The 15,034-nt window shown below is 44.0% G+C and carries 14 protein-coding genes; all 14 read right to left on the bottom strand.

What is annotated here, in order from left to right:
- Nucleotides 1-52: 52 nt before the first annotated feature.
- The 14 genes from bioA to trpE all read right to left on the bottom strand — a co-directional run bounded on the left by bioA (nucleotide 53) and on the right by trpE (nucleotide 14,862).
- Complete coding sequence (bioA, locus tag ACT3ID_RS10565; RefSeq protein ID WP_491541997.1) at nucleotides 53-1,384, bottom strand: adenosylmethionine--8-amino-7-oxononanoate transaminase; 1,332 nt, start codon at nucleotides 1,382-1,384, stop codon at nucleotides 53-55.
- Between the two features lie 171 nt (nucleotides 1,385-1,555).
- The gene (gene bioD, locus ACT3ID_RS10560) at nucleotides 1,556-2,200 is read right to left on the bottom strand and encodes a dethiobiotin synthase (protein ID WP_491541996.1); all 645 of its coding nucleotides are present in this window, start codon (nucleotides 2,198-2,200) and stop codon (nucleotides 1,556-1,558) included.
- A gap of 203 nt (nucleotides 2,201-2,403) precedes the next feature.
- Entirely contained in the window at nucleotides 2,404-3,213 is an 810-nt protein-coding gene (locus ACT3ID_RS10555) for a methyltransferase domain-containing protein (RefSeq protein ID WP_491541995.1), read from the bottom strand.
- A gap of 194 nt (nucleotides 3,214-3,407) precedes the next feature.
- The gene (locus ACT3ID_RS10550) at nucleotides 3,408-4,085 is read right to left on the bottom strand and encodes an alpha/beta fold hydrolase (protein WP_491541994.1); all 678 of its coding nucleotides are present in this window, start codon (nucleotides 4,083-4,085) and stop codon (nucleotides 3,408-3,410) included.
- Nucleotides 4,075-5,235 (bottom strand): aminotransferase class I/II-fold pyridoxal phosphate-dependent enzyme, encoded by a 1,161-nt coding sequence (locus tag ACT3ID_RS10545; RefSeq protein ID WP_491541993.1) that lies wholly within the window; start codon nucleotides 5,233-5,235, stop codon nucleotides 4,075-4,077. The genes ACT3ID_RS10550 and ACT3ID_RS10545 overlap by 11 nt, the downstream gene beginning before the upstream one ends.
- An 11-nt stretch (nucleotides 5,236-5,246) precedes the next feature.
- Nucleotides 5,247-6,362 carry a DUF4837 family protein gene (locus ACT3ID_RS10540; protein ID WP_491541992.1) on the bottom strand — a complete coding sequence of 372 codons (1,116 nt, stop codon included), beginning with the start codon at nucleotides 6,360-6,362 and terminating at the stop codon, nucleotides 5,247-5,249.
- A 23-nt stretch (nucleotides 6,363-6,385) separates the two neighbouring features.
- On the bottom strand, nucleotides 6,386-7,198 hold the full coding sequence (gene trpA / locus ACT3ID_RS10535; protein WP_491541991.1) for a tryptophan synthase subunit alpha: 813 nt from the start codon (nucleotides 7,196-7,198) through the stop codon (nucleotides 6,386-6,388).
- Nucleotides 7,199-7,407: 209 nt separating this feature from the next.
- Complete coding sequence (gene trpB / locus ACT3ID_RS10530; protein WP_491541990.1) at nucleotides 7,408-8,595, bottom strand: tryptophan synthase subunit beta; 1,188 nt, start codon at nucleotides 8,593-8,595, stop codon at nucleotides 7,408-7,410.
- Nucleotides 8,596-8,714: 119 nt separating this feature from the next.
- Nucleotides 8,715-9,386, bottom strand: coding sequence for a phosphoribosylanthranilate isomerase (locus ACT3ID_RS10525; RefSeq protein ID WP_491541989.1), 672 nt, complete (start codon nucleotides 9,384-9,386; stop codon nucleotides 8,715-8,717).
- A 246-nt stretch (nucleotides 9,387-9,632) separates the two neighbouring features.
- A complete protein-coding gene (gene trpC / locus ACT3ID_RS10520; protein ID WP_491541988.1) occupies nucleotides 9,633-10,436 on the bottom strand; it encodes an indole-3-glycerol phosphate synthase TrpC in 804 nt (267 codons plus the stop codon).
- 9 nt (nucleotides 10,437-10,445) lie between these two features.
- The gene (gene trpD / locus ACT3ID_RS10515) at nucleotides 10,446-11,486 is read right to left on the bottom strand and encodes an anthranilate phosphoribosyltransferase (RefSeq protein ID WP_491541987.1); all 1,041 of its coding nucleotides are present in this window, start codon (nucleotides 11,484-11,486) and stop codon (nucleotides 10,446-10,448) included.
- 121 nt (nucleotides 11,487-11,607) lie between these two features.
- The gene (locus ACT3ID_RS10510; protein ID WP_491541986.1) at nucleotides 11,608-12,198 is read right to left on the bottom strand and encodes an anthranilate synthase component II; all 591 of its coding nucleotides are present in this window, start codon (nucleotides 12,196-12,198) and stop codon (nucleotides 11,608-11,610) included.
- A gap of 105 nt (nucleotides 12,199-12,303) precedes the next feature.
- Nucleotides 12,304-13,293: a tryptophan--tRNA ligase gene (gene trpS / locus ACT3ID_RS10505; RefSeq protein ID WP_491541985.1), complete on the bottom strand. Its 990-nt coding sequence runs from the start codon at nucleotides 13,291-13,293 to the stop codon at nucleotides 12,304-12,306.
- Nucleotides 13,294-13,398: 105 nt separating this feature from the next.
- On the bottom strand, nucleotides 13,399-14,862 hold the full coding sequence (trpE, locus tag ACT3ID_RS10500; RefSeq protein WP_491541984.1) for an anthranilate synthase component I: 1,464 nt from the start codon (nucleotides 14,860-14,862) through the stop codon (nucleotides 13,399-13,401).
- Nucleotides 14,863-15,034: the final 172 nt, after the last annotated feature.

The raw sequence follows: 15,034 nt of genomic DNA, 5'->3' as shown, positions 1-15,034 counted from the left end.
TGATCTACATTTTCAAACATTAAAAATAACCGGCGGCATCAGCTCAATCATCCTACTCTTCCAACAACTCCGTAATCCCCTGGTACATTTTAGACAGCTGCTCCCTGGTGGTACAGTACGGCGGCATCAGGTACAATACATTGCCCAGCGGGCGCAGTAAAAGACCATAATCAACACATCGTTTTTTAATATCATCTGCTACGGAATTCAGATAGCCATCTTCATCCCGGAGCACCTCACTAGTATAGGGATCCACGGCAGCCTGTTCTCTGCCGCTGGTATCAATATCAACAGCCGCAATAGTCCCCTTTACCCGATGCCTTTTCAGCCGTGGATGGTCGCGTAGTTTATGGAGTTCATCGGCATGCCACTGCTCCATTACTGAATATACCTGCTTATATTCCTCCATCAGCTCACAGGCCGCTATGGCTGCTGCACATCCCAGCGGATTAGCTGTATAGCTATGCCCGTGCCAAAAAGTTTTTTGAGGATCACTGCTGTAAAACGTCTCGTAAACCTCATCCGACGAAACCGTTGCCGAAAGTGGTAGAAATCCGCCGGTAAGTCCTTTGGCCATGCAGATAATATCCGGTTCCACCTGTGCCCTCTGACATGCAAACCAATTGCCGGTACGACCGAAGCCGGTCATCACTTCATCAAAAATGAGCAGTGTATCAAACTGGCGGTTGACCCAGTGCAGCTTTTGCAGAAAGTCTTCGGTGCACATCTTCATGCCTCCCGCCCCCTGTACCAGCGGTTCAATCATGATTCCCGCATAGGTTTCGGGATTATTAGTTAACATCTCTTCAAGCTGGTGAATCACTTCATTCTCGCGGCTGCCGACCGTCTTATCACCAATCCAGGTATCAGGGTAAGGCAAAAAATCCACATCAAACAGTAAATCCTGGAATACATTGGTAAAAACCGAGCGTTCGCCGGCCGACATGGCACCAAATGTATCGCCATGGTATGCGCCTTCGAAGCAGATAAACTTTTTGCGCTCCTGTCCTTTGTTGCGCCAATATTGATAGGCCTGCTTCATCGCCACTTCTACAGCGGTGGATCCATCATCCGAATAAAATACCTTGTTAAGAGAACCAGGAAGTACCTCGGTAATTTTTTCGGCGGCTTTTTCAGCTGGATTGTGCGTAAAATTGGCAAATACTACGTGCTCGAGCTCTTTTGACTGACGGGTAATAGCCTCAGTTATTTTAGGATGACAATGTCCAAATGTGTTTACCCACCAACTAGATATGGCATCCATAATGCGACGACCATCGTCGAGTTCTAACCAAAGCCCTTCACCACTTTTGACTTTTAACGGCTCGGGAGCATTTTTAAGGATAGTGAAGGGGTACCAAATATTTGGATGAAAATCGGACATCGTTAATAATACTGGTTTTTAAGTTTTTATTATAACACAGAGTTTCGCGGAGATATCTGCAGAAAGAATAATTAACACTGTAAAACTCTGTGAGATCCTCTGATTCCTCTGTGGTTAATTAAACCTGGGTAACTAGAGCGCTCACAGATATTTGCGAAGTTACACAGATATCTATGACACCAATGGTTGCATAAATTTATCTTTAAATCTCTGAGACAGCGAGGTGGGATTTAGCTCTTCAATGTATTCAATCTCAGCTAAAATATTGATGTTTCCATACTCCTCAATAGTCTCATAGTTGCTCTCGTGCCGGGGGCCATTCAACACAACTCCCAGGATAGGAATATCGCGACTTCGCAAGGCCTCCAAAGATAGAAACGTATGATTCAATGTCCCCAGCGTGCTGCGAGCTACAAGAACTACTGGCAGCTCCAGATAACTGACTAGATCAATAATCATATCTTTATCATTGAAAGGTACCAGCAATCCTCCGGCTCCTTCTACTACTATGTGCTCAGTTTCATAATCGGGTAGTTCAAAATCTGTCATTTTGATTGAAACGCCGTCAATATCTGCAGCTGCATGTGGCGACATAGGAGTATTTAAACGATATCGTTCAGGCTTGATTTGGGAGTCAGAAAGGTCAGTTGTCCGCATAACAAACTCCGTATCTGTCTCCTCCTCTAGTCCCGCCTGAATCGGTTTCCAATAGCTTGCATTCAATCCCTGGGCCAACATAGCCGCTACTACTGTTTTACCGATTCCGGTATCTGTTCCGGTTACAAATATCTCCGAAGGCCAATTGTCAGAATACATGAAGTTATTATTCAATTTTTATTTATAAATATATTAGGATTGATCTGAGTAATTATGAATTCTATTCTAACCCACCCCTGTCCCCTCTCAGGAGGGAAACGCCTATTCTCAAAATAAGCTGAAAAGTCCCTTCTGAAAGCTTTCGGAAGAGATTTAGAGGTGTGTTTTACTCTTTATCTTAATACCCAATTCAAAACATATTTCTACGAATCATAATCCCTTTTCACCGCCAGGAAGACGACGTGATAACTCACCTTGACCTGTCCATCAGCTGATTGATCCCAATGATCGATAAGCAGGGATAATTCTTTCGGTGACAGTGAACGCCCGCGGCGTTGTATTCCCGCGCCAAGCTTTTTTAGCTCATTGAAAAAGTCCCGGGCACTTTCGTACGTCCGGGTAATCGTATCTTCATAATAATCTACCTGCGCCGGGCCCAGTGACATCTTTACTACCATCTCTTCCACATCAGGCAGATCATTCCCGGTATAAGGTAAACCAAGTTCTTTGCACATTTTACGCCACTGTGGAAAACTTTCGTCGCCGGGGAATGACGCCAGTAAAAGTCCACCGGGTTTTGTTGCATGCAGCCACTGCCCCAGTGTCTGCGCCGGATCTTTAAACCACTGTGCCGAAAAACCACACACCGTCATTGCATAGTGAGGCTCATCAAAAGGTGGATCTTCAGCATCTTGTACATTAAAAGAAAGATTACCAGCATCAGAAAATTTTTGGCGACAGAACTCCACCATCTGTTCTGATATATCTGTTACATGAATTTCTTTCTTGCTATAAAGGTCAGCTAGTCCTTCAGTTACAAAACCGGTTCCGCATCCCAGCTCAATAATCGGTCCCGAGGGAATAATATCTCTCCACGGCTGTAGTGAAGCAATCAGACGTTCGGCCACTTCTTTCTGAACTTCGGCATGTTCATCGTAGTAAGAAGCCGCCGAGCCAAATGATTCTGCAATTTGTTGTTTCAGTTCCGGGGAAAGCATTGTCAGCTTGTCCATATGATCTGTTCAAATCTATGATTTACGGCTTTTGTAGTTATAAGCATGAGTTAGTAATACTTTTACCCACTCCTTACTCCCCTCCCGAGGAAGGAAAAATGAAGTCCCTGCCTGATCCATTGGGTAAAACTTTGGGGGGATAGTAATCATTTTGTAACTTCTTGCTCTTTTTTTTAAGTGTTTCTTATCTATAGTTAATTCTTATCAGTAATTTCAGGGAGGATGAAATCCAGACATTGCTGGTGATGAGTAAAAGGCAGCGCATGTCCTGCCCTTTTAATTTCAAAATAGCGAGCTTTTTCACTGAGCTGCGTATAAATTTCTCGACCTTTCTTCTTTGGCACAATTTGATCTTCAGAGCCGTGAAGGATACAAATTTTACCAACCTTTTTCAGCAATTCGATATTAATTTGTGATGTCTGCAGTTCTTGCAAATCATCGAGCATCAGTTGATGATTTATCTCTTTAATTTTTTTTCTTTTAAACTTCTGGGGAGCATAACAGTTCTCATAGAACTTCTTCAAAACCTCTTCCGGCTTAACTTCCATGTTATTGATCATCTCCCGTAAGACGAGCCGTGAACGGCGTTTATACTGGGCAGCATAGGGATGAAAATGCAAAAAGCCACCAGTTATGATCAACAGGTCGGCTTTTTCAAATAGTTCTTCCTCTATAAAATGCAGACCAAAAGAATGGGCGATCAGGATAATATTATCACTGTCAGGAATCTCAATTTCATGAGGCTGATTAAAATATCCGCGGTCATATGACTGAAAATCTCCGAACTCAGAAAGTTGCTCCGACCAAGATTCCCAGTCAGCCCCGGAAAAAGCCCAGCCGTGAAATGCTTTTATTTGAAGGTTAGCTGTCATTCCAATTATTTAGTGCTGTTAGAAAATCGTTGATGTGTCTGTTCGAATGCTGTGAGGATAATGTTATTCGTATCCGGGCACTGTTCTTCGGCACAGTAGGCGGACGAATGGCCGTAGCTAAAAAACCTTTATGCTCAAGATATTCAGAAAGATGCAGCGTCTCTTGTTCATTCCCCACTATTATAGGGATAATCTGAGACTCTGATTCGCCAGTCTCGAATCCTGCTTCATGGATTCCCTCACGCATTACTTTGATATGTTTTCGCAGACGAGCACGATCCGATTCCATATCCGGAATAAGTTCTGAAGATGCTTCTATAGCACCAATCACGGCCGGCGGCAAAGCAGTGGTATAAATAAATCCCGGACAGAAGTTAATCAGATAATCTCTCATTTTGGTGGAGCAAAGCAGAAAAGCACCAAATACACCGAAAGCTTTTCCGCAGGTTCCAAGCACCATTTCGATGCCAGAAATACCATTTGTTAATCCCAAACCATTTTCGCCCCAAACTCCCACGGCATGAGCGTCATCAACAAACAGCCATGCATCATAAGTCTCGGATAGTTCAGCAATAGCCTCAAGGTCACTTCTGTCACCATCCATGCTGAACAGCGATTCTGTAACTACAAAAATACGTGAGAAATTTTCGGTGGTCGCCTTCTTGAGATGATTCTCGAGATCAGAAATGGAATTATGCTCGAATCGACGAAAGGTAGCCCGACTGGACAGGAATCCCTGCAACAAACTGTTGTGACTTAGCTTATCAGCAAGTATTAATGAATGGCGGTCGGCTATTGTGCTGATAATAGTACTATTTGCCTGGAACCCACTATTGAAAATCAGTGCCGCCTCCCATCCAAAGGTTTCAGCCAGTTTTTGTTCGGTCTTTTCATGAATAGAATATGTTCCGCTGATCAGGCGGGATGCCGTTGCTCCTGCCCCATACTCTTTCGCATATTGTTGTGCCCGACCAGTAACATGAGAATGTTTCGAAAGTCCCAGGTAATCGTTACCGCTGAAATTAATAAGCTTTTGCTCGCCATCAGTGATTCTGATTTCATCCAGCGGTTCATATGATGTCAGCTGCCGAAATTGATGCACTTCCTTTCGTTGCGAAAGTGCATCATCAATGAATTTGTCTTTGCTCACAGATAATCCTTCTAATTTTTTGCTACAGCGCTATTTTCATCTTGCTGCCAAGTAGAATCACTTTCAAATGTTCGCAACATTGCCCGGAACTGGCGCACAAAACGACGTTTGTCGTATTTGGGAGCAAATTGTGCAAATTCGAGCATAAATAAGCGATTTGTATCCTCATCGTAAACTGTAAAGTTAACGAACGGACCAGCCATCGCATCTGCGGTCATTGTCCATATTCCCTGTGTTTCATATACCAGGTTGTCATTCATCTCGAATGTTTCCGTATTGTGGGGGCGTTTTCTGGCTGTAGTAACATACGAACTGTCTCTCGTCCCTCTGATCCATTTTTCCATCAGCGTATCCCGTTTGGCATTGATCCATTCGTCATCGACATGGCTGATATCATCTACTTCTTTCCACCATGCCCAAAACCAGCGGTCATTTTGGGGCAGCGGCCGACGCATAGTTAAAAAATTGTATTTTTCATTGTCACCGGTATAGGTAGTATCAATATTCTTTTCCCAGTCGTGCTGTACTCTTATTTTCCAACCGTGATTTTCCCACAAGCTATCTTCGAGCGCAAATTGTTCACCACGATCATAGACCTCTAACTCCCAGCGTTCAAGTTCTTTTTCCATCAAACTGTTAGTAAGAGTAGCCTCAGAATTTCGTATTCTTTCGGCCAAGGCCGAGTCATTAGGAGCCGTAAGAATCATTGACCATTGATCACGATACCACTGATCTTCAAGCGGAAATGCAAACGAATTGCCATTGCGTACATTTTCTTCAACCTCGTCACTTAACAGTGCACGAATTAATTCGCCTACATTGGACTCATCATCAATAGGAGCGGCGATCACGATATTTTTGTACCGCTTTAACTGTTCCAGCTGCTCGTTGGAGTGAAAATCCAGAAATCGCAAATCAAACATCGGGGGCTTGCCCGGAATTGTTTGCACCCACTTTCCGTAAGTTTCACGAATTGCATCGGCAATGTTACTTTCATGATCGGCAGAATCCATCAACACGATTACCTCACCAAAACTGCCGCGGGCTTTTTGACGATAATCCCCGTCACAGCTAACCCAAACAGCAATTAGTAGTATTAAAGCTGAAATTTTTCCAATAGTCTTCATAGCAAATATTCTCATTTAAATGATTACTTCTTACCATACTTCAACGATCGAACAAAAGCAAACACATCATCCTTCCATCCTTCCTGTGGATAATGCTCACGAATTGTATCAATCAGTGCACTTCCAACAATAAAGCCATCCATATCGGCAGCAATGCGCTGGGCATCTTTGTGGGATTTGATGCCAAAACCGACCATTTTCGGATTACGGGTCACATTAGTTTTTACGCGATCGATAAAACGCTGAACCGATTTCGCAACCTCATCACCCTCACGAGCCCCGGTAACTCCGGTTACCGATACACAATAGACAAAACCCTGCGACCGTGCATCAATTTCACGCATGCGTTCATCCGAAGTATTTGGCGCAACAAGATAGACCATCGGCAATCCATTTTTCTCCGCTTCATCCTTCATAATTCCCGACTCTTCTATGGGGATGTCCGGGATGATCAACCCATCAACACCTGCTGTAGCTGCATCCTCACAAAACTTTTCCACCCCATATCTCAACACCGGATTGATATATCCCATTAGGATAATCGGAATCTCGGATTTTGCTCGGACCTGCTCAACAATCTGCAGGATTTTTTTCATGGTGATCCCCTGTTCGATGGCCTTATTGCTGGAATACTGAATCGTAGGTCCGTCAGCCAATGGATCACTGAACGGCATGCCCAGCTCCACCAGATCGACTCCATTTTCTTCAAAGCCAAGAATCAGATCCACGGTCGCATCCGCATCCGGATAGCCGGCGGTTAAGAAAAGGCTCATGATCTTTTCTGAGCCATCGTGCTTTTCAAAAAGTTGCGCTACTCTGTTTTCTGTTTTAATCATAGAAAATTTGTTTATAGATCCTACTCTTACTAAAACGCTACTTCAAGCGTCCACGCTTGGAGGTGATAAGCGCGGACGCTTATCACAGCTTTAGTTGAATTACTTTGATTTTTGTTTTAATCATTGAAACCTTGCTTATAGATCCTGAAACAAGTTCAGGATGACATAATAGTTGAAAACTTTAATCAAATTAATCCGATAAATCAGTTTCATCGGTGTTTAGAAATAGTTCCCATATCTTTGTCACCGCGGCCGGAGCAGTTTAGCACTACAATTTCATCTTCGGAGGTTTTTGGCATCAGCTCATCCAAATAAGCCACAGCGTGAGCTGTTTCTAGAGCTGGAATAATACCTTCGGTTTCAGATAACAGCTTCACTCCTTCCATCGCTTGGTCATCGGTAATATTTTCATAATGCACTCGCTTTGATTTATGCAGATAAGAATGCTCGGGACCAATGCCCGGGTAATCTAGTCCCGCGGATATGGAATGCGCCAGCTGAATCTGTCCTTCAGAATTATGCAGCAAATAGCTCATCGATCCGTGTAAAACACCAGGCTCACCAATGGTTAATGTAGCTGCAGTCTGATCGGTTTCAGCACCTAACCCAGCTGCTTCGAGTCCGTACATTTTTACCGACTCATCTTCAATGAAGGGATAAAAAATACCGATGGCATTGGATCCGCCGCCCACACATGCCAGCAGATAATCGGGGGTTTCTCTTCCCACCGCCTCTTGTAGCTGGCGACGGGTCTCATCACCAATTACCCGCTGAAAATTGCGCACCATCTTGGGATACGGGTGCGGTCCCACTACTGAGCCGATAATATAAAAAGTATCTTCAACATTGGTTACCCAGTCGCGGATAGCCTCGTTGGTGGCGTCTTTCAATGTTTGGGAGCCGCTGGTAACCGGACGCACTTCCGTACCCAACAAACGCATACGTTCTACATTTAACTTCTGACGCTCCATATCCTCGGCACCCATATACACGATGCAATCTATGCCAAATTTGGCACAAGCTGTTGCCGTAGCTACACCGTGCTGACCAGCTCCGGTTTCAGCAATGATGCGGTCTTTGCCCATCCGCTGAGCCAACAAAATCTGACCAATGGCATTATTGATTTTATGGGCGCCGGTATGACAAAGATCCTCACGCTTGAGGTAAATTTGGGCCTTACCATAATGCTTTGTCAAACGATCGGCATAGGTAAGCTTAGTGGGACGTCCCACATATTCGTTCAGCAGCTGGTGGAACTCCTGCTGAAAATCCTGATCATTCCAGGCATCCTCATATGCTTCCTCCAGCTCCTCAAGCACCGGGATCAAAATTTCAGGGACAAACTTTCCCCCAAAATCGCCGTAATATCCTTCTTTCGTCGGTAAATCGTATTTCATAATCTCTTCAATTAAGTTCTCTTATAGATCCTGAAAAAGATACTGAGATAAGCTCAGCACTATGGTTCAGGATGACATCAGTCTTTAAAGATTTTTGTTTTCTCATTACTCAATACTCACTACTCATGACTCTCCTGCTTTTCCCAAATATCCCGCATCTCCTCCATAAAGGCATCCACTTTGTCAAAATCCTTAACACCCGGTTTTAACTCCAATCCGCTGGAAACATCCACTGCGTAAGGATGCACCTGCTTGCAGGCTTCCCGGATGTTATCAGGATTCAATCCACCGGCCAGAAAATACGGCACGTCCTGAGCCACTTCTTCCAAAATTGACCAGTCGAACGATTGCCCCGTACCGCCCCACTTTCCATCTACTTTGGTGTCGAAAAGAAGATAGTCAATGTGATCAAGATAAGGTTTGATACGCTTATTTAAATCTGAAGCAGTGTCTCCATGTTCAACATGAATGGCTTTAATTATCGGTTTATCCACCAGCGAGCAGTAAGCAGGAGGTTCATCGCCGTGAAGCTGAACAATATCGATTCCCGTCTGACGTCCGATCATATTTACATCATCAAGTGGCTGGTTGACAAATACGCCAACACATTTAGGTCCATGAAGCCAGTTGATTATCGCTCCCGCTTTTGCCGGTGTAACGTGACGCGGACTTTCTTCATAGAAGATAAATCCCATATAGTGAGCCAATGCTCCCGATACAAAACGGGCATCTTCAAGCGAAGTAATTCCACAAATTTTTACTTTGGTTTGTTCCTCAGAGTCTGCTAACATATATCTTAGTACTTCCACTGATCAGCAACGCTGATCCTATCGCACAAATATCTGCGCTGGCAGTGTTATCAGCGGGTAATTTCAATTATAATTTAGTTAGTTATTACCTGTTTTAATTTCCATTCTAACTTGATTCCTGCTTTCGTGCCTTCAAATATGCTTACCTTTTAGCCCGCAAATGGCGCAGAAGTCGCAGATTACATTCAACCGATCCGCGAGATCAGCGTAATCAGCGGGAGAAATTTATTAGTTCTGTATCAATTCCTGTAATTCCTCTTTCATTTTCTTCACAGCTTCACCGGGATCAGCCTGTCTCATAAAGTGTTCTCCGATAAGAGCAGCATGAATCCCTTCATCAAAAAGAAGCTTCAAATCTTCGGCACTGCTGAGTCCACTTTCTGATACCAACACGGTTCCTTCAGGAGCTTTATGCAGCAGTTCAATTCCGCGGTGGAGGTCAACTTCAAAAGAGCGCAAATCGCGATTGTTAACTCCGAGTATATCAACGTTCTCAAAATTAACATATTGAACATCATCTTCCGAATAGCATTCGACCAGTGCATGCAGATCAAATTCATTCGCGGCGTGAAGCAGCTCATCCAATTGACTTCCTTCGGTAATAGTAGCAATCAACAAAACCGCATCTGCTCCGTAAGCTTTAGCCTCTTTAACTTGATAGGGATCAACAATAAAATCTTTACGCAGCAATGGAATAGCTACTTCCCTTGCAGCTATTTCAAGGTAATCTAGACTACCTTTAAAAGCTGGTTCATCAGTCAGTACAGAGATTGCCGAGGCTCCACCTTCCTGATACTGCGCAGCTAACTTTTGCGGATCAAAATCTTTGCGGATCAATCCTTTCGAAGGAGAGGCCTTTTTGATTTCAGCAATAAGAGCTACATCATTTTCAAGCTGAAGTGCATCCTTAAAATTTCTCGAAGGCTTCTCGTATAACTCCATAGTTCCCAAGTCATTAAAGCTGATTTTTCGCTTACGCTTTTTGAGATCAATCTTTGTTTGCTCAACAATTTCCTCTAAAATATTCGGCATGATATTCCCCTAATTTGCAATATCATTTGAAGCTTCAACATAGCGGTCCAATGCTTTCTTCGCCCGTCCCGATCTCAAACTTTCCTCGGCCAAATCACGGGCTTCTGTCAGATGCTCAACTTTGCCGGAAGCGTGGATCCCGAAGGCAGCATTAAGTAATATAACATCCCGCTGTGCATCTGTGGAAGTGTTATCAAGAATAGACTGGATAATATCCGCGTTATATTCTGCATCCCCTCCTTGGAGCGATTCAAGCTCCCTCCATTCAAAATCCAGCGACCGGGGATCAAATGTAGTTGCTTCTTTTACCATTCTGCGATTAAGCTCAAAAATTTCGGACTGGGCACACAAACTTACCTCATCAAGTCCGTCGTGAGCATTTACCGTATAAGCGAATTCGGTATCCAAATTTGCCAGGATGTGAGCTATCTGTCGGGCTACATCTCTATTGTAAGCTCCAATCATCTGCCGCTTTACTCCGGCGGGATTTAATAACGGCCCCAAAATATTGAAGAAGGTGCGAATACCCATTTTTCGTCTGGCGGTCATTACGTGCTTCATGGCGGGATGAAAATTAGGCGCAAACATAAAGACCAGTCCCGTCTCTTCAAATACTTCTTCTACCTCTTCTTTTTCAAGGTCAATAACAGCTCCCAACTCTTCCAATACATCGGCACTACCACTCTTGCTGGAAACACTTCTGTTGCCATGCTTAAGCACCGGAACACCTGCTCCGGCTACAACAAACATCGAAGCAGTCGAGATATTAAATGTTCCGGAACTATCGCCGCCGGTCCCGCATAAATCCACAGCGCCGTCAACCTCCACATCCGGTTTTATAGCTGCCTCCCGCATCACGCGTACAAAAGCAGTAAGCTCTTCCGTAGTTTCGCCTTTCGTACGCATTGCAGTTAAAAAAGAAGCAATCTGCTCATCAGAAACTTCTCCATTGATAATTCGACCAAGGGCTTGTTCTGCTTCAGATTCTTCGAGATCTTCCCCCCGTACCAGCCTATTTAAAATTGAACTAAATGTTGTATTTGGCTTCATGACAATAAATTACAGATAATTATTAAATTAAATTTGAACTATGATGTCATCTTGTCCGTCAGCTGTCAGATCAGGATCTATCAACCCAGATACTGAAGCAAATTCAGCATGACACGAAATATCAATATTCAATCTTCTTTCTATCATTCTCCAGCTCCATCCAGTTTTTTATAATGTTAGGACCTTCTATAGTCAGGATACTTTCGGGATGAAACTGGATACCTTCAATAGGATATTCGCGGTGCCGTAATCCCATAATCACTCCATCATCACTCCGGGCAGATATCTCCAATTCATCAGGAATATTGTCGGGATCTAAAATCAGCGAATGATAACGTGTAGCGGTAAACTCATCCGGAATATTTCGAAAAACAGATTTTCCGTCGTGTTTTATCAGCGATGTTTTGCCATGCATTAATTTGGGTGCATGAATAACCTTTCCGCCGAATACTTCCCCTATCGCCTGGTGCCCGAGACAGACTCCTAAAATTGATTTCTCTGCTCCAAACTCATTTATCACCGGCTCGGTTATGCCTGCATCGGCTGGGCGTCCGGGACCGGGTGAAATAAGTATCTTATCGGGATCTAGCTCCCGAACTTCATCCACAGTCAGTGCATCATTACGGACCACCTTGTAGGTGTTGGTATACTGCGCCACAATATGCACTAGGTTATAAGTAAACGAATCGTAATTGTCGATGATTAAAATCATTGTTTACAATCTCCCTGTTTTAACAAACTTTAGTATGCCCGCTGATTACGCAAATCGCGCAGAAATCTTAATCTGCGTAATGTGCGAAATCTGCGGGATTCTGATTTAACTGGTAAATTCATAAGTCTTAAACAGTCCTGTCACTTCCCGAACGGGCTTCATTACTTCTTCTGCCCTTTTTCGAGCTTTCTTGCCGCCTTCTTTAAGAATATCCCGAACCTTGTCCAGATCCTGTGCCAATTCTTTGCGCCTGGCTCGCGCTTCGGCAAAGTAGTCTTCAATCATGCTCAATAGTTCTTTTTTTGCATGTCCATATCCATACCCGCCGGCGCGATATTTTTCTGCGATCTCGTTCTGCTTTTCTTCATCCGCAAAAAGCTTAATCAGTGCAAAAACGTTGCAGCTTTCCGGGTCTTTCGGAGCATCCAGCGGCGTGGAATCTGTTTCTATGGACATCACTTTTTTCTTAAGCTCCTTACCCTCATCAAAAATACCGATGGTGTTTCCGTACGACTTGCTCATCTTCTGTCCGTCGATACCGGGCACCACCGCCACCGATTCCAAAATATGTGGCTCGGGCAGCTTCAGGTATTCATCGCCATAATTGTGATTAAATTTACCGGCTAAATCGCGGCAAATCTCTATATTCTGCTTCTGATCCTGCCCTACGGGCACGAGATCCGCATTATACATCAGGATATCGGCCGCTTGCAGGATCGGATAGGTAAACAGCCCGATATTGGGTTTGAGTCCTTGTGCCACTTTATCTTTATAAGCTACTCCTTTTTCCATCAGGCTAACGGGACAAAAGGTGCCTAAAATCCAGGCCAGCTCGGCATGCTGGGGCACATCACTCTGGGCAAAAAAGGTGCATTTGTCGGGATCCAAGCCCAATGCCAAATAATCCAGCGCAACATCCATTGTATTTTGATAAATCTCTTCGCCATCGTCAATTGATGTCAGCGAGTGATAATTCGCAATAAAGTAAAAGGCATCGCCCTCTTCCTGCATCTGGATGTGCTGACGCAGGGCTCCGAAATAGTTACCAAGGTGGAGTTTACCTGAGGATTGTATGCCTGACAATATCGTTTTCATCTGCATCTGAATATTTATCGTTTTAGAGTTAATTTATTTCCTTATTGCGTATCTCGTATTGCGTGGTACTCAATTAATACGCAATACGCAGTACGCAATAAAAATCTAGTCAGTAATTGACAGAGCAACACTCAATGCTTCAACAAGCGCATCTGCCTTATTTTTTGTTTCTATATATTCTTTTTGGGGATCGCTGTCGGCGACAATTCCGGCACCGGCCTGAATATACACTTTTGAATCGGTAACGAGCATGGTGCGAATCACAATACATGTATCCATATTGCCGGAAAAGTCGAAATAGCCAACCGCTCCCGCATAGGGACCGCGTTTCGTCGGCTCGAGCTCATCAATGATCTCCATCGCCCGAATTTTCGGGGCACCGCTGACCGTCCCCGCCGGGAAACAATGCTTTAGCGCATCGACCGAAGTTTTATCTTCGGCCAGATCCCCTTTCACATCAGAGACAATATGCATTACATGTGAATATCGTTCGATCACCTGCTCGCGGACCGGCTTCACAGTTGCCGGCTTGCAAACGCGAGACAGGTCATTACGTCCTAAATCAACCAGCATAACATGCTCGGCAATTTCTTTGGGATCATTTTTGAGATCTTTTTCCAGCTCCAGATCCTCCTCAGGCGTCTTGCCACGGGGTCGCGTCCCCGCAATGGGCAGAAGCTGAGCTTTTTCATCCTGCACGCGAACCAATACCTCCGGTGAAGAACCGATAAGTCCGAATTCATCAAAATCGAGAAAAAACAGGTACGGCGACGGGTTTACCATCCGCAGCGCGCGATACAACATAAAGCGATCGCCGCTGAAATCCGTTTCGAATCGCTGGGAAAGCACCACCTGAAAGATATCCCCTTCATAAATATACTCTTTCGCTTTCTCAACCATCTGTTCGAAATCCGGCTGTGCTATATTGCTCGAAAGATTATCCGGATTAATGGAAAATGAATCTGTCGAATGTACAGGCTGATAAACCAGTTCTTCCATTTCATCGAGCTGAGCCTGTGCTTTACTATATAAATTGTCGATTGGCTCATTATCATCCACAAAAACCGTATTGATAATGATCACCTGCTGCTTAACGTGATCAAAAGCAAAAATTTCATCATAAAAAGCCCAGATAGCTTCCGGAATGTTGATATCGTCCTGTGGAGTATTTTCGAGCTGCTCGATTTCCCGAACGGTATCATAGGAAGAAAATCCTACCGCGCCGCCCGTTAATCTCGGCAGATTGGGAATTGTTGGCTCACAATGCTGAGTCGTCAACTCTTTCAGCGCATCAAAATAAGGCTGATCAAGAATTTCGGTTTTTCCATTTTGTTTCAGGGTAACTTCTTTGCCATCGTATCGCAGTACCTGATAAGGATTACGTCCCAAAAATGAATATCGGGCCACCTGTTCTCCGCCTTCCACAGATTCCAGTAAAAAGGGATAGCGGGCATCTTTCCGCAGGGATAGAAACAGCGATACCGGAGTTAATACATCGGCCATAAGTCGGCGATAAACCGGAACTGCCGTGTATTCTTCCGCTAACTTTTTGAATTCTTTTTTATTCATATTTCATATTTCTTACCACTAAGGCACTAAGATCACTGAGAAAAAATACACTCTCTTTGGGCACTTAGTGATTTAATTTAATTCTTATATCAAATAAAAAAGCCCACTCCAGTTTTCCTGCAGTGGGCTTTCTAAATCCTTAGTCAATCAAGCTTATAAAAATGCCACTGCT

Source organism: Fodinibius sp. GM108 (assembly GCF_058386985.1).
Note: the sequence above shows the minus strand (reverse complement) of the source record. Positions and strands in the feature narration are given on the sequence as shown.